The organism is Rhizobium sp. CBN3 (assembly GCF_030518245.1).
Taxonomy (GTDB): Bacteria; Pseudomonadota; Alphaproteobacteria; order Rhizobiales; family Rhizobiaceae; genus Rhizobium; species Rhizobium aethiopicum_A.
The window spans coordinates 184637-199651 of record NZ_JAULSE010000009.1 but is presented as its reverse complement, the minus strand read 5'-3'; the positions used below and the strand labels follow the sequence as shown (position 1 = coordinate 199651).

The 15015-nt window shown below is 62.6% G+C and carries 15 protein-coding genes; 8 read left to right on the top strand and 7 right to left on the bottom strand.

Annotated elements, in window-relative coordinates; all coding sequences use genetic code 11:
* Positions 1-9 precede the first annotated feature (9 nt).
* Positions 10-600, top strand: a complete 591-nt coding sequence (locus QWJ46_RS15945) for a histidine phosphatase family protein (RefSeq protein ID WP_302752066.1) — start codon at positions 10-12, stop codon at positions 598-600.
* 155 nt (positions 601-755) lie between these two features.
* Here the strand turns inward: QWJ46_RS15945 and QWJ46_RS15940 are convergent, their stop codons facing one another.
* Positions 756-1016: a DUF1344 domain-containing protein gene (locus QWJ46_RS15940; RefSeq protein WP_003569889.1), complete on the bottom strand. Its 261-nt coding sequence runs from the start codon at positions 1014-1016 to the stop codon at positions 756-758.
* Between QWJ46_RS15940 and QWJ46_RS15935 the strand changes: the two genes are divergently transcribed.
* From QWJ46_RS15935 to ribB, 3 genes are all read left to right on the top strand, one after another.
* On the top strand, positions 1015-1236 hold the full coding sequence (locus QWJ46_RS15935; RefSeq protein WP_302752065.1) for a hypothetical protein: 222 nt from the start codon (positions 1015-1017) through the stop codon (positions 1234-1236). The two genes, QWJ46_RS15940 and QWJ46_RS15935, sit on opposite strands and share 2 nt — an antisense overlap.
* Positions 1237-1347: 111 nt before the next feature.
* Positions 1348-2445: a chorismate synthase gene (gene aroC, locus QWJ46_RS15930; RefSeq protein ID WP_302752064.1), complete on the top strand. Its 1098-nt coding sequence runs from the start codon at positions 1348-1350 to the stop codon at positions 2443-2445.
* 8 nt (positions 2446-2453) lie between these two features.
* Positions 2454-3557, top strand: a complete 1104-nt coding sequence (gene ribB / locus QWJ46_RS15925; protein ID WP_302752063.1) for a 3,4-dihydroxy-2-butanone-4-phosphate synthase — start codon at positions 2454-2456, stop codon at positions 3555-3557.
* Positions 3558-3775: 218 nt separating this feature from the next.
* Here the strand turns inward: ribB and QWJ46_RS15920 are convergent, their stop codons facing one another.
* Positions 3776-4966 carry a winged helix-turn-helix domain-containing protein gene (locus QWJ46_RS15920; protein WP_302752062.1) on the bottom strand — a complete coding sequence of 397 codons (1191 nt, stop codon included), beginning with the start codon at positions 4964-4966 and terminating at the stop codon, positions 3776-3778.
* A gap of 316 nt (positions 4967-5282) precedes the next feature.
* Here QWJ46_RS15920 and QWJ46_RS15915 point away from each other — a divergent pair, with 316 nt between their 5' ends.
* The 3 genes from QWJ46_RS15915 to QWJ46_RS15905 are packed head-to-tail and all read left to right on the top strand — an operon-like array spanning position 5283 to position 7153.
* The gene (locus QWJ46_RS15915; RefSeq protein ID WP_302752061.1) at positions 5283-5957 is read left to right on the top strand and encodes an energy-coupling factor ABC transporter ATP-binding protein; all 675 of its coding nucleotides are present in this window, start codon (positions 5283-5285) and stop codon (positions 5955-5957) included.
* Entirely contained in the window at positions 5957-6565 is a 609-nt protein-coding gene (locus tag QWJ46_RS15910; RefSeq protein WP_302752060.1) for an energy-coupling factor transporter transmembrane protein EcfT, read from the top strand. Before QWJ46_RS15915 ends, QWJ46_RS15910 begins: the two co-directional genes overlap by 1 nt.
* Before the next feature lie 24 nt (positions 6566-6589).
* The gene (locus tag QWJ46_RS15905; protein ID WP_285194679.1) at positions 6590-7153 is read left to right on the top strand and encodes a biotin transporter BioY; all 564 of its coding nucleotides are present in this window, start codon (positions 6590-6592) and stop codon (positions 7151-7153) included.
* Between the two features lie 355 nt (positions 7154-7508).
* Here QWJ46_RS15905 and QWJ46_RS15900 read toward each other — a convergent pair whose 3' ends face one another.
* The 4 genes from QWJ46_RS15900 to QWJ46_RS15885 all read right to left on the bottom strand — a co-directional run bounded on the left by QWJ46_RS15900 (position 7509) and on the right by QWJ46_RS15885 (position 13678).
* Positions 7509-8648 carry an acyltransferase gene (locus QWJ46_RS15900; RefSeq protein WP_302752059.1) on the bottom strand — a complete coding sequence of 380 codons (1140 nt, stop codon included), beginning with the start codon at positions 8646-8648 and terminating at the stop codon, positions 7509-7511.
* A gap of 660 nt (positions 8649-9308) precedes the next feature.
* The gene (locus tag QWJ46_RS15895; RefSeq protein ID WP_302752058.1) at positions 9309-10658 is read right to left on the bottom strand and encodes an SLC13 family permease; all 1350 of its coding nucleotides are present in this window, start codon (positions 10656-10658) and stop codon (positions 9309-9311) included.
* Positions 10659-10742: 84 nt separating this feature from the next.
* Entirely contained in the window at positions 10743-12257 is a 1515-nt protein-coding gene (locus QWJ46_RS15890) for a malonyl-CoA synthase (protein ID WP_302752057.1), read from the bottom strand.
* Positions 12254-13678: a malonyl-CoA decarboxylase gene (locus QWJ46_RS15885; RefSeq protein WP_302752056.1), complete on the bottom strand. Its 1425-nt coding sequence runs from the start codon at positions 13676-13678 to the stop codon at positions 12254-12256. Before QWJ46_RS15885 ends, QWJ46_RS15890 begins: the two co-directional genes overlap by 4 nt.
* Positions 13679-13842: 164 nt before the next feature.
* Between QWJ46_RS15885 and QWJ46_RS15880 the strand changes: the two genes are divergently transcribed.
* A complete protein-coding gene (locus QWJ46_RS15880) occupies positions 13843-14493 on the top strand; it encodes a GntR family transcriptional regulator (protein WP_302752055.1) in 651 nt (216 codons plus the stop codon).
* A gap of 15 nt (positions 14494-14508) precedes the next feature.
* On the opposite strand, the gene QWJ46_RS15875 is transcribed toward QWJ46_RS15880, so the two are convergent.
* Complete coding sequence (locus QWJ46_RS15875) at positions 14509-14910, bottom strand: thioesterase family protein (RefSeq protein WP_085777184.1); 402 nt, start codon at positions 14908-14910, stop codon at positions 14509-14511.
* Positions 14911-15015: the final 105 nt, after the last annotated feature.

Below are 15015 nucleotides of genomic sequence, written 5' to 3'. Positions count from 1 at the left end.
GTCGAGACCGTGCTCATCTACGTGATCAGACACGGTCAAACCGACTGGAATGCCGAGCGCCGCCTGCAGGGCCAGAAAGACGTGCCGATGAATGCCATCGGCCTGGAACAGGCCCGGCAGAACGGCATCGCACTGGCCGAGATTCTCGGCGAGACGGTCGGCGAATTCGATTTCGTCGCAAGCCCGCTCGGACGCACGCGCGCAACGATGGAAATCATGCGCGCCGCCATGGGCCTGCCGCCGCTTGCCTATCGCACCGATCCGAGACTGGTGGAGATTTCCTTCGGCGACTGGGAGGGCTCGACGCTCAAGGAGCTGAAGGCGACGCAGGCCGAGCGGGTGGCGGAGCGCAATGCCTCAAAATGGGATTTCATCCCGCCCGGCGACGATGCGGAGAGCTACGAAATCCTCTCCTGGCGCACCGGCGCATGGCTGCAATCGGTCGAGCGTCCGACCGTCTGTGTCACCCATGGCGGCGTCATCCGCACGCTGTTCCAGGCGATTGCCGACCTGCCGAAGAGCACCGCCGCCGAAGGCGGCATTCCACAGGACCGGATCGTCAGGATCGATACGAGCGAGCGGACGATCGTTTGGCTGTAAGGCTGGGTTTGCCTTGCCCCTCATCCGTCTGCCGGCACCGACCGGGGTCGAGTCACGGGTCTCGACCCGTCCTTCGGACCCCCGCCTGCGGGGAGAAGGGACAAGCCGCGAACTCTCGGTTCCCCGCTGAGCTCTCGTGGGCTCTTGAAGTCTGCCTACTTAACAATATCGAGATCGTTGATGACGCGCTTGCCGTCGACCTCGGTGTAGAAGACGATGACCTTCACGCCGGCTTCGAGGCCGTCGAAATTGAATTCCTCAGGCGCCTGATAGGTCTTGCCGTCGTCGAGCGTCAGCACGAGATTGGCCGTGTCGACCTTCTTGATCGTCGCCTCGACATCGGCGCTCTCGGCAAAACCGCTCATCGGCGACAGGAAACTAGCTGTGGCCAAAAGCGTGGCGACGACGAAACGCATGGCAACAATCCTCTTGAAACGCTGCACGAGAACACTGGCCACAGATAATCTCCTGAATATGGCGAAAATTGCCCGTAAGGATGGCTTTTCCCGCCCAATTGATGAATGGCATTTTAAACATAATCAAGACGCTGCGTTAACCACGCCTTTTCCTTCGGGCTTGGTGACGGCTCTCCCGTTGCACCGGACGGAAACAGCATTTCCGCAGCTGCCGGTTTGACGCAAAGAAAGGCTTTTGCCTCGGCGGTTTTTTTGGCCTATGAGTGTCGCGCCTTTTCAAGCAATGGCGCGGCCGGCGGCGACCGGCGCTCAGGCGCCGCCGTGGGAACACATGTCGCACAATACATTCGGTCACCTCTTCCGCGTAACCACCTGGGGCGAAAGCCATGGTCCGGCGCTCGGCTGCGTCGTCGACGGCTGCCCTCCCGGCCTGCGCTTTACGCTTGCCGACCTGCAGGTCTGGCTCGACAAGCGCAAGCCCGGCCAGTCCCGCTTCGTCACGCAGCGGCGCGAGGATGATCTCGTGAAGGTGCTGTCCGGCGTCATGCTCGATGCCGACGGCGAGACGATGACGACGACAGGCACGCCGATCTCAATGCTGATCGAGAACACCGACCAGCGCTCCAAGGATTATGGCGAGATCGCCCGGCAATATCGCCCCGGCCATGCCGATTATACCTACGACCTCAAATACGGCATTCGCGACTATCGCGGCGGCGGCCGCTCCTCGGCGCGCGAGACCGCAGCCCGGGTTGCCGCCGGTGGCATCGCCCGCCTCGTCGTGCCGGATGTCACCGTGCGCGGCGCGCTGGTGCAGATCGGCAAGCACAAGATCGACCGCAGCAACTGGGACTGGGACCAGGTCGGGCAGAACCCGTTCTTTTCTCCCGACGCGGCGATCGTGCCGGTCTGGGAGGAATATCTCGATGGCATCCGCAAGGCGGGCTCCTCGATCGGCGCGGTCGTCGAAGTTATCGCCGAAGGCGTGCCCGCCGGCCTCGGCGCGCCGATCTATTCGAAGCTCGACCAGGATATCGCCTCGCTGCTGATGTCGATCAATGCCGTCAAGGGTGTGGAGATCGGCAATGGTTTTGCCGCCGCCGAAACCTCAGGCGAAGACAATGCCGACGAGATGCGCATGGGCAATGACGGAACGCCGATCTTCCTTTCCAACAATGCCGGCGGTATTCTCGGCGGGATCTCGACCGGACAGCCGATCGTGGCGCGTTTCGCCGTTAAGCCGACCTCGTCGATCCTGACCGAACGCCAATCGATCGACGCCGATGGCAAGAATGTCGACGTGCGCACCAAGGGCCGGCACGACCCCTGCGTCGGCATTCGCGCCGTGCCGATCGGCGAGGCGATGGTCGCCTGCGCCATTGCCGATCATTATCTTCGCGACCGCGGCCAGACAGGCCGTCTGAAATAGGAGCGTCCATGTCTTACGATCAGAAGCGCGTCGTCGACGCCATCAGGGCCTTCGAGGCCGGCGAAATCGTCGTCGTCATGGACGACAATGACCGCGAGAACGAGGGCGATTTGATCGTCGCCGCCGTCCACACCACGCCGGAGAAGATGGCCTTCATCGTGCGCCACACCTCAGGCATCGTCTGCGCACCCATGCCGAAGGAAGAGGCCAAGCGCCTCAACCTCAACGCGATGGTGGCGGAAAACGATTCGGCCCACACGACCGCCTTCACCGTCTCGGTGGATTTCAAGCACGGTACGACGACCGGCATCTCGGCCGACGACCGGACGTTGACGGTGCGCAACCTCGCCAATCCGAATGTCGGGGCCGCCGATTTCGTCCGTCCCGGCCATATCTTCCCGCTGGTATCGCGCGAAGGCGGCGTGCTGATGCGCTCGGGCCATACGGAAGCGGCCGTCGATCTCTGCCGGCTCGCCGGCCTGCCGCCGATCGGCGTCATCTCCGAACTGGTCAATGACGACGGCACCGTCACCCGCGGGCCGCAGGTTGTCGATTTCGCCGAGAAGCACGGGCTGAAGCTCGTCTCCGTCGCCGACCTCATCGCTTATCGCCAGCGCAAGGAAACGCTGGTCGAGCACGGCGCGAGCTTCGACATCGACACGCCGTTCGGCAAGGCCAAGGCCCACACCTATGCCCTGCCCTGGGACCCGATGCAGCATCTCGCTGTCGTCTTCGGCGACATCCGCGACGGCGTCGACATTCCGGTGCGCCTGCATCCGGAAAATGTTGCCGAGGATCTTTTCGGCAAGAAGAGCCCGGTCGATTTCTACATGGAGAAGATCGCTGCGGAAGGGCGCGGCGTCATCGTCTATCTGCGCGAAGGCTCCGTCGGCGTCGGCCACTACGACAACGGCCGCAAGGCCCGCAACCAGGGCCGCGAAGCCCATACCGAGGCGCAGACGCGCGAGAGCGAATGGCTGGAAATCGGCCTCGGCGCCCAGATCCTCAAGGACCTCGGCGTCAGCTCGATCAAGCTGCTCACCAGCCGTGAAAGGCATTATGTCGGGCTGGAAGGGTTTGGGATCAAAATCAGCAAGACGGAGATCTGCTGAGTGTAGCCAGCGATGGCAAGAGAAAGACCCCTCCCCAACCCCTCCCCACAAGGGGGAGGGACTAACCCGCTGCCGGGTCCTGCCGCCGAAATGCGCTTCCACATGTTGGCGTCGTCAGGAATGAAACTCGACGGGGCGCCACGCAGCAGCCCCTCCCCCTTGTGGGGAGGGGTTGGGGAGGGGTTTTCGCGGAGAACGCTGCGCCTGCCGCGAAGGTGTTACCCTCTCCACCCCTCCAAAAGCACCACCTTCTCCACCCCCGCAAACCGCGCCACCCGCTCCAGTTCCGCCTCCAGCCGCTCCAGCCGCCCGGCAGAAGGCTTCACGCCCGGCTCCAGCCAGAGCCGCCTGACATCGAGCGTCGATTTCTTCCGGTCGGCCTTCATGTCGATGCGGCCGATCAGCCTGTCGCCTTCGAGCAGCGGGAAGACGTAATAGCCATATTCGCGCTTCGGCTCGGGCACGAAAACCTCGATGCGGTAGAAGAAGCCGAACAGGCGTTCGGTGCGGTTGCGGTCGCGGATCATCGGGTCGAAGGGGCTGAGCACGCGGATGCGGGGCGGAGCATCGGGATGGCTGTCGAGCGTCGAGAGAAAGTCGGCAAAGGCCCAGGATGGCCGTGCCTTGGCCCCGAGCGCCGGCTCGATCAGCACTTCGGTCAGTTCGCCGCGATGGGCTGATACCCAGGTCTTGGCCTCGTCCGGCGAGACCAGGTTCCAGAAGGCTGCGATCTCGCCGTGGGTGGCAAAACCGAGGCGGGCAAGCGCGCTGCGGCAGGCCCAGTCGACGAAGTCTTCGCGGCTCACCTCCGGCTCGCGGAATTCGGCCGGGATGACACGCTCGGTCAGATCATAGATCTTCTGGAAATTCGACCGGCCGGCGATGGCGAACTTGCCGGTGTGCCAGAAATATTCGAGCGCCGTTTTGTTCGGATGCCAGTTCCACCAGCCGCCGGACACATGGCCATCGGCCTTGACGTCGCGCGCCAGCATCGCGCCGTCGCGCCGCACACGTTCATAGGTCTCCTCGAAAGCCGCCTCGAAACCCTCGCCGCGCCACTTGCGCCAGCGCTCGACGAGGACTTTCTCCTGGTGGCGGAACTTGTGCTTCCAATAGACGAAGAAGGCGCTGGGCAGAATGGAGGCGTCGTGCGTCCAGTGCTCGAACAGCGCGCGCTCCTTTTCGAGCAGCGCCTTCAGATGCTCGCGCCGATAGGTCTGGTTGCGGGAAAACAGGATCTGATGATGCGCCCGCTCCACCGTCTGGATGCTGTCCACCTGGACGAAGCCGAGATCGTGGATCAACTGCAGCAGGCCGGCCTTGGTCAAGGCGCGGTTCGGTGGGGCGCTGAGACCCTGCTTGGCAAGAAAGACGCGGCGGGCATCGGAATTGGAAAGCAGATTCGTCATGGCCGTATCATAACGCGGAAAATCTTCCTAGCCACCCGATATCGACAGCGCGATTTGCTCTTTGTAGAAGCACTGCTATCAGGTTGGCGCCAATGGCTGCGTCTGCGGCGCGGCTGCCCCTCACCCTAACCCTCTCCCCGTTCTGACGGGGAGAGGGGACCTGCCCTGCGAGAGGCTGGTGGGGAACCGAGAGGTCGCCGCATGGCCCCTTCGCCCCGCAAGCGGGGAGAAGGTGGCGGCAGCCGGATGAGGGGCTGGTCTCGCAGATCTGCCCATTGATGGCGCTTTCCAGCGTCGCCGGATACGAGGGACTGCTTTGAACATTCAATTCGAAAGCGCGGGTGTCAGTTTCGGGGCGCGGGTGGCGCTGGAGCCGCTGACGCTTGGCATCAGCGGCAAACGCATCGGCGTCATCGGGCTGAACGGTTCGGGCAAGACCACCTTTGCGCGGCTGATCAACGGGCTGACCAAGCCGACTACTGGCCGCGTCATGGTCAACGGCCGCGACACGGCCGACGAGAAGACTGTTGGCGCCGATGTCGGCTTCATCTTCCAGTCGCCGCAGAACCAGATCATCCTGCCGATCGTCAAGGACGACATCGCCTTCGGGCTGAAGCGGCGCGGCTTCAGCAAGGCTGAGATCGAGGCAAGGGTCCAAGGCGTGCTGGCCCGCTTCGGCGCCGAGGCGCTGGCCGATCGCCGGGCGCACGAGCTTTCCGGCGGCGAGCTCCAGCTGGCGGCGCTCTGCTCGGTGCTGGCGACCGGCCCGGGCATTCTCATCCTTGACGAGCCGACCAACCAGCTCGACCTCAAAAACCGGGCGCTGGTCGAGAGGATCATCGCCGGACTGCCGGAAAGCGCCATCGTCATCACCCACGACCTTGAGCTGATTGCCGGTTTCGATCGGGTGCTCGTGTTTCACGAAGGGCGGCTTGCCGCCGATGCGCCTGCGGCCGAAGCGGTCGCCCGCTATCGGGAGATCGCCGCCTGATGCAGACACTCTACGTCGAAGGCAACAGCCCGATGCACCGGCTTTCGCCACGGGCAAAGCTCCTGTCGCTGACGGCCTTCGCCATCCTGCTGTTCATCGGCCACAATCTCCTCCTGCTCTCGGGCGCCGTGCTGGTGGCGGCGGTGCTCTACGGCACGGTCGGCCTGCCGCTCGGCGAGGCGTTGCGACGGCTGCGGCCGATCTTCCTGACGATTGCGGTCGTCGCCCTCTTCAACTTCATCTTCAATCCCTGGCAGGCGGCGCTCGTGCCCGTGCTACGGTTGACGGCGCTGATGCTTCTCGCCGCCAGCGTGACGGCGACGACGAGCATTACCGAGTTCATCGACGAGGTGACGGCGCTTGCCCGCCCGCTCGAACGCACCGGCCGGGTTCAGGCCGACGATATCGGCCTTGCTCTCGGACTGGTGCTGCGCTTCGTGCCTGAGATCGTCAACCGTTACCAGGCGATCCGCGAGGCGCACAGGGCGCGTGGGCTGAAGGTCCGGCCGACAAGCCTGCTTGCGCCGCTGATCATTCTGACGCTGAAGGACGCGGATAATGTCGCCGCGGCGATTGACGCGCGCCGCATTCGGCGGCATGGAAGTTAACGATTTTTTAATACGGAGTTCATGATGAGCACCCGCGACCTCGTCCTTACCGCCCTCTTTGCCGCGATCATCGTGGCGCTCGGCCTGCTGCCGCCGATCTCGCTCGGCTTCATTCCGGTGCCGATCACCGCCCAGTCGCTCGGCGTCATGATGGCCGGCGTCGTGCTCGGCGCCCGGCGCGGCGCGATCGCCGTGCTGATCGTGCTGCTGCTCGTCGCGATCGGCCTGCCGGTGCTTTCCGGCGGCCGCGGCGGCCTTGCAATCTTCGCCTCGCCGACAGCTGGCTTCCTCGTCGGCTGGATCTTCGCCGCCTTCGTCACCGGCTATCTCAGCGAGCGCCTGGTCAACCATGGGCAATCCGGCCTGGTGCAGACGGTGAGCTTCTTCCTCGCCGCCATGATCGGCGGCATCGTCGTGCTCTACGCCTTTGGCATCACCTATCTCGCGACCGTCGCAGGCCTCGGCTTTACGAAAGCCTTTGTCGGCTCGATGGCCTTCATTCCGGGCGACGTGATCAAGGCCGTCGTCGCTGCCCTCCTCGGCCGCGCCGTCATGGTCGGCTATCCCCTGCTGCCGGCGCGCGCTTGAGCCGCGTAACGGCCGATACTTGCTGAACATGCCGCAATGGCCGCCTTCCGCGCGAAGGCGGCCATTCTGCGTTGAAGGAAGTCGCGTGAATGCGCGTGTCAACCCTGAGCAGGAGCAAGGGTGGAGTGAGCTCTGCGGCAGGGGCCTTGGGCGGGGGTCCCCTGCCGCTCGCTCTCCTCAACCTCCGTCATTCCAGGCCTTGAGCCCGGAATCCATTCCCCGTGCTGCAAGAGGCCACATGGATGCTCCGGTCAAGCCCGAGCAGGACGGAGAGTGGGGTAAACTTCAAGGCAAGAACCGAGACGGGAAATCGGACGTCATTGCTCGTCCAGCCTACCTTCTCCTCGATTTCCCCCTAAGCCCGAGACTCCTTCGCCTGAAATCCGGCAGCGCGCTGCCCAAGCCGGTCGAGGAACCCTCGCAGGACCTTGCGGATCGGCGGCTCTCCCAATTTGCACACCACAAGCGACATTGCGCAGACGATCGCGACGGCGAGAACCAGCGCCGGGAGCGGCGCCAATCCCAGAGCAGTCAACCAGTCGAGAAGCTGGACGCCGATGGCGAAATGCAGGAGATAGAGCGGGTAGGTCATCGAGCCGAGGGTCTTCACCGATTGAAGGAAGGAGGCCGGCAGGTGACTGATCCGCTTGCTGTAGCCGACGCTTGCAACGATCGAGGCCAGCCCCGCCGCCCAGATGACGATTGCCGGAAACGACGAGAAGGCATGGCCCGCAGCGGCGAGCGTACGGTCGCTGGTGTTCTCGCCTGCCATGTAGATCTGAACAGTCCCCGTCGCCAGGGCGCAGAGGAAGCCCAGCCAGGAAATGCGGTTCATCCGACCCTGAGACAGCAGCCATATGTAGATGCCGATAGCGAATTGGCAGCCATAATAGAAGGGAATGGGCCGCCAGGCGGTCTCTGTGAATATGGCCGGGATGGCTGCATCGGGAAAGGCGTATAACAGCGCAATGAACGCTGTGCTGGCCAACGACAGGCCGAGCGCCAGGGCAGGCATCCTCGTCTTTTGCCGCGTCGCGCACATGATGAAGACGATGGCATAGAAACAGATCTCGCATGCCAAGGTCCAATATTGGCCGTCTATCCAGGGCCCGCCGGGATAGAGCGTGATCGAGCGCAGATAATTCCAGAGGACGCGCCTGTTGACGTCTTGCGTCGCGATGATGATCAGCGTCAGCGATGCGCAGATCCATACCGCCGGATATAGCCGCAGAATGCGCCCTTTGAGAAAGGACATGGCGCTGGCGGAAGCGGCGGAGTTGACGATGACGAAGCCCGATATGACGAAGAACAATTCGACGCCAACCCATCCGGGCTGAGCGATGTTCTCGATCGCCGGCATTGCATAGGGCCTGAGATATAAGGGCGAAGCCCAGGAAGCAAATCCAAGATGAAATACCGTCACCATGAGCGCGCATACAAATCGCAGTGCGTCGATCCCGTAAATATACGGGCTTCCAGCCGCAGATTTTGCCATATTGATTGTCTCCAACACCTTCGCCCCAGCGCCGACCCGACTGAGATAGGGCGCGAGTTTCCTGCGACGACCCCAAAATTGAATTGCGTGTTGGATCCGCTCGTCTATCAGCCCGTCAGATCAGTTCTGCAATCCCGCGCGCGTCTGAGATTCCGGCCTGGCACGGAGCGTTGTTCGGGCAACAAAAAACCGCCTTGAGGCGGTCGGGCATTCTATCGATTTCCGTTTGATCTAGTCTCCTCCTCCACCGTCTCCTCCGCCACCGTCCCCGCCACCTCCATCGCCGCCTTCGCAACCTCCGTCATCAGAGGCCTCGAACTCAACACCAGCATCGCCGCCTGAGTCCGCACTGCGCCTGGTGTTTGCGGTGGTCTGGGCGGTTGTTCCTTCTTTTGCCGCGGACAGGGCAAAGGCCAGAAGACCTGCAACGAGCATGGTCGTCAGAAGATATGAATCCAATCAGTGTCCTTTTCGTTTGCTTCAGGAAATCTTGTTCCTGATAAAAATAGTGGATTAATTTCGCGATCCTCGCAATAGGCTCGATATGAAATTTTTATGACAGCCTCGGCCACGTCAACCGAGGCCGGCAATCGCCACTTAGGGGAATGGCCGCAGGCGATGGCCTGCGGCGGAAGCGATGGGCTCGGCGGCCCGTCGTCGTCACACCAGTCCCGGCACGACGAAGACCAGCCAGGCGACGATGGGACCGATGAGAGCAATCAGCGCGCTGTAGATCAGCAACTGCTGCAGCACCTGCTCGCGCCTCTCATCCGGCGCATTGGCGACGACAAGTGCACCATTGGTGGAGAAGGGGCTGGTATCGACGATCGTCGTCGAGATGGCGATCGCCGCGACCACGCCGACGGCGCTGACATGTCCTTGCAGCAGGAACGGAACGGCAAGCGGGATGATGGCGCCGAGCAGTGCGGTCGAGGATGCAAAGGCCGAGACGATGGCGCCGGTGAAGCAAAGCAGCAGCGCCACCAGCATCGGCATGCCGAGACTGGATATGCCGTGCGCGACGTAATCGACCGTACCGGCTTTTTCCATGACGCCGACATAGGTGATGATGCCGGCAATCAAAAGCACGGTCGACCAGCTGACCTTGTCGATCGCCGCCTTCTGGGTTTTCGGCGACAGCAGCGCCAGCGCGACGGCCACGGTCATGGCGACGAGGCCGACATTGAACTTGAAAACCAGGGCGCCGATGCCGAGCGCCGTCAGGCCGATCAGGGTGGTGATTCTTTCATTGTTCAGACGCAGCGTCGCCGCCGTATCGGCCGCCGTGCCGTAGGCATGCTCCCGGATCGGCTTGGCCGGCGTGCCGCCGTGGCCCCTGATCGAGGCCGACACGCCCTCGGGATGCAGTTCGGGCAAGGGGCCAGGTGATGTTGCCGGCGCGTGCTTCATGACCTTTGCGCCGCCGAAGGCGAAGAACACCAGCACTGATATCGCCAGGTTGAAGAAAAAGCTCGAGAGAAACAACGACGTCGGAGCGAAAGGCAGGCCGGCCTTCGCGACGATCTGGTTGGTGATGCCGCCATAGATGCTGATCGGTGAAAAGCCGCCTGCCTGGGCGCCGTGGATCACCATGAGACCCATCATCACCGGGTGAATGCGGTACTGAATGGCAAAGCTCAAGGCCACGGGGGCGAGAATGGCCACTGCGGCCGGCCCAAGCGCGCCGAAACCGGTGATGACGGCGGCGACGAGGAACATCACCCATGGGATCAGGCCGATGCGTCCACGCACCAGGCGCACGGCGCATTCGACCAGCCAGTCGATGGTGCCGTTGATCTGCGCGATGGCGAAGAGGTAGGTGACGGCGACCAGCGTCAGGAACAGATCGCTCGGGAAGCCGGCAAAAATATCACCGGTCTTCATGCCGATGGTCATGGAGCCGAGAAGGAAGGCGCCGGCAAAAGCAAGCGCGCCCATGTTGATCGGCTGGATCGTCGCAATGATGAACATCGCGACCAGCAGGCCTATGGCCAGTATTTCAATACCCATGATTCCCCTCCCTCCAGCGCCGTAGCTGTTGCGTTCAAGTTTGATGCGGATGCCGGCGCGCCCTCCTCCCAGAGGGCGGTCGCCTTACGTCCTGGTGTAAAGATCGGCGTATTGCTGCCGCAGGATGTTCTTCTGAACCTTGCCCATCGTGTTGCGCGGCAGGTCTTCGGCGAAGATGATGCGTTTAGGTTGTTTGTAGCGCGCGAGGCGGTTCTGAAGAGCGCTGACGATGCTCTTTTCATCCAGGACGGCGCCAGGCTTGCACACGACGACGGCGGTTACGCCTTCTCCGAAATCGGGATGCGGCACGCCGATCACAGCGCTTTCGACGACACCGTCGATCTGGTCGATCTCGCTCTCGACCTCTTTCGGATAGATGTTGTAGCCGCCCGAAATCACCAGATCCTTGCCGCGGCCGACGATGTGGACATAGCCGTCCCGATCAATCTTGCCGAGATCGCCGCTGATGAAGAAGCCGTCGGCGGTGAATTCGGCCGCGGTTTTCTCCGGCATGCGCCAATAGCCCTTGAAGACGTTCGGCCCCTTGATTTCGATCATGCCGGTTTCTTCAGGCGGCAGCACCTGTCCGGTGGCGGGATCGGTCACCCGCACCGTCACGTCAGGCAGCGGCAAGCCCACCGTCCCGGCAATCCTCTTTCCGTCATAGGGGTTCGACGTGTTCATATTGGTTTCGGTCATGCCGTAGCGCTCGAGAATCGCGTGGCCTGTCCGCGCCTGGAACGCGGTATGCGTCTCCGCCAGCAGCGGCGCCGAGCCTGAGATGAACAGGCGAATGTTGGCCGCCGCCTGCTTGTCGAAGCGCGGGCTTTGCAGGAGACGCACGTAGAAGGTCGGCACGCCCATCAGCATCGTTGCCTGCGGCATCAGCGAAACGACCTCATCGGCGTCGAACTTCGGCAGCAGGAACATCGAGGCGCCGGCGAGCAGCGTGACGTTGGTGGCGACGAAGAGCCCGTGCGTGTGGAAGATCGGCAGGGCATGAATCAGCCGGTCATCTGATGTGACGCGCCAGTAGTCCCGCAGGGTCAGGGCGTTGGAGAGCAGATTTCCATGGGTGAGCATCGCTCCCTTCGAACGGCCCGTTGTTCCCGAGGTGTAGAGGATCGCGGCCAGATCATCGGCGGCGCGCGAGGCATCGACAAAGTCGGCCGGCTCGTCGCGCGCAAGATCGAGCAAAGAGCCACTGCAGTCGGCGTCGAGGGTTTCGACGATCGCGCCGTGGCGTTTGGCGATGGTCTCCACGCCTTCCCGGGCGGCCGGGGCGACGACCACCAGACGCGGCTCCGCATCACCGATGAAATAGTCGAGCTCGGCTAGCGTATAGGCGGTGTTGAGCGGCAGGTAGACGGCACCGCTGCGAAGACAGGCGAGATAGAGGATGAGCGCCTCGACGCTTTTTTCGACCTGCACCGCAACCCGGTCGCCGGGGCGGATGCCGAGCGTGTCCATCGCGCCGGCGATGCGGCCGGAAAGAGCGAAGGCGTCGTCATAGGTCCATATGCGGGTGCTATCGATCCGGATGAACGCTGCGTCGCCGGGCGCGGCGGCCCGCATGGCGTCGAAAAGATGGTTGCTCACTTTCGCCCTCCTCCAAGCGTGGAATTCATCAGTTGTACGAATGCTCGAGAGCCCTGCTGGCCATGGCCGCCGCGGCGGCCGTCATCGCTCTGGCTGAGCAGGTTTTTGACGGCGGGCGAGGCGATCACTTCGCCGCGCTGCGCCAGCGCCTCGTGGTTGGCGACGATGTCGTCGAGCTTGTAGAGGTAATTGACCATCAGACCGTGCGCCTGCTGGATAGCCTTGGGCGAGCGGTCGCCGAGGAAATTCAATCGTTCAAGCCGCGCGCCATTGCCGAGATGGAAGCGGGCAACGGGATCGACGGGACGGCCCTCCGGCGTCCGCTCGGTCAGGAAGTAGCGCGCCGCAAGCGGCAGCAATACGAGCTCCACTTCGGCCGCGCCGTTCTCCTTGCCGGCCCAGTTCGGATCGTCGAGCAAGGCCAGCGTTTTCAGGGCCGCTTCGGATAGAACCAGGCCGTCTGCCGCGGCGCGCACCTTGGCAAGCCAACGGGCAAAGCCCGGGACCGGCGACAGTGTGACGAAATTCTTCAGGCCGGGCAGGTCCCGGCGCAGGTCTTCCACGACCTGCTTGATCAGGAAATTGCCGAAGGAGATGCCGCGCAAGCCATCCTGGCAGTTGGAGATCGAATAGAAGACAGCCGTCGTCGCCTCGTCGGCATTGATCTGCTCCCTGCCCTCATCGAGCACATCGGCGATCGCCTTCGGCACGGTTCGGGTAAGCGCCACCTCAACGAAGACGAGCGGCTCGTCGGCCAGTCGCGGGTGGAAAAAGGCAAAGCATCGACGGTCGGCCGGCGCCAAACGACGGCGCAACTCCTCCCAGCTGGCGATCTCATGCACGGCCTCGTATTTGATGATCTTCTCCAGGATGTTTGCCGGCGTCGACCAGTCGATGGGTCGCAGCGTCAGGAAGCCGCGATTGAACCAGGAGCCGAACAGATGCGTGAAGTCGGCATCAAGCGCGTCATAGGCTTCTGATCGGTCTTTGGAAGCAAGCAGCTGCTGGCGCATGCGAACGAGCGTGGCGGTGCCGTTCGGCGCGTGATTCAACCGGCGCAGAAGCTCCTGCCGCCGCGGCTCGGCTGCCTGGTGGAGCGCAATAACGGCGGCCGAACTCTTGTCGGTGCGGTAGCGTTCAATCGCCTGGTCGAGCTTGCTCGCATCAGGCCCGAATTTTTCGTGAAGCATCTGGAGGAATGTCTGCGCGCCCTCGCTGTCGAGGGCCTCCCAGCGATCAAGTATCTCGGCCGCAAGGGCCATGCCGGATGCTTCGCCCCGGCTCGACAGCAGCATTTCACAGAGGGTCTGGAGATCGGCTTTGGCGGCGGCCTGCGTGTTGCGTGAGCCGGAAAACAAAAGCTGGCGACCGTGATCCGTGATGCTTTGCAGCATGTCGGTGAAGAAAGACGCCTCGGGCATGCCATTCTCCTCTCTTCCGAAGACCAGCCGCATGTGTGGCCATTCAGACCATCTGCTTCCCATCGCCCGGCTTCGCCGGTAGTATGTAGAGTGTCATCTTTCGTACACGACGTCAACATTCGTGTATACAAGAATGACGTTTATGTATGAAGGATACAAGAGAGATGTCCGAGAATGTCGGCCGGTGGCTTCGGGATGAGATTGAAAATGCAATACTTTCCTACGAATTCGCCCCTGGCGAACGGCTTGACGAAACGGTGCTTGCCAATCGGTTCGGCGTATCGCGAACGCCAGTGCGCGAAGCGCTGATGCAGCTTGACGCCATCGGGCTGATCGAAATCCGTCCGCGCCGGGGTGCGGTCGTGATCGATCCGGGACCGCACCGGATCTACGAGATGTTCGAGGTCATGGCCGAGCTCGAGGGCCTTGCCGGGTCGCTCGCGGCACGCCGGCTGGACAACACCTCCCGGGAAGCGATCACCGCCACCCACAGCCGCTGCGAACAATCGGCCGGCGCCGGCGACAGCGATGCCTATTATTACGACAATGAGGAATTCCATAAGGCGATCTACGCGGCGAGCCGCAGCGATTTCCTCGAGGAGCAATGCGTTCAACTGCATCGACGCCTGCGGCCATACCGCCGTCTCCAGCTGCGTGTGCGCAATCGCCTGTTGACCTCCTTCTCGGAACATTGCGCCATCGTCGACGCGATCTTTGCCGGAAACGGTGACGAGGCCCGCCGCCTGCTGCGAACGCATGTCGGCATTCAGGGCGAGAGGTTCAGCGATCTGGTTGCAAGCATGGCGTCGAGATGATGGGACGGCAGGGCCCTAATCTAGAAACCCATAGAGCCAGTCGCGCGTTTCCTCCGGCAGGGAGGCCGGCTGCTCGTCCTCTCTGTTGCGGGCCTGCCAGATGATCTCGACCTCGGCGGCGCGCTCCTCCCCCGTGTCGATCGAAACCAAAAAGCCGATGGAGCGCACGCCGATCTTGTCGATGGCGGCGGTGAAGATTGCCGGCTCGTCATGGTGCAGCGGGCGGTGAAGCATGCAGGAGATCTTGCTGGCGCTATAGAGCGGTTCGTCGTCGACGTCGGGCCGCGCCGACCAGAAGCTGGCAATGACGGATTCAGCATAAGAAATATAGGAGGCCAGGAACATCTTGCCGTTCATATCGACATCGCGAAACGGCACGCGTATTTCCGTCACCCCAGGACGCTTTGACTCACTCATCAACAATACTGCCTTACAACATTCCCCCAAACAGACTTTACTGCATAATTCATTGGACCGAAACAGATTTGATTCAAAGCGTTAGAGCCTGGCTTGCAGGTTCTT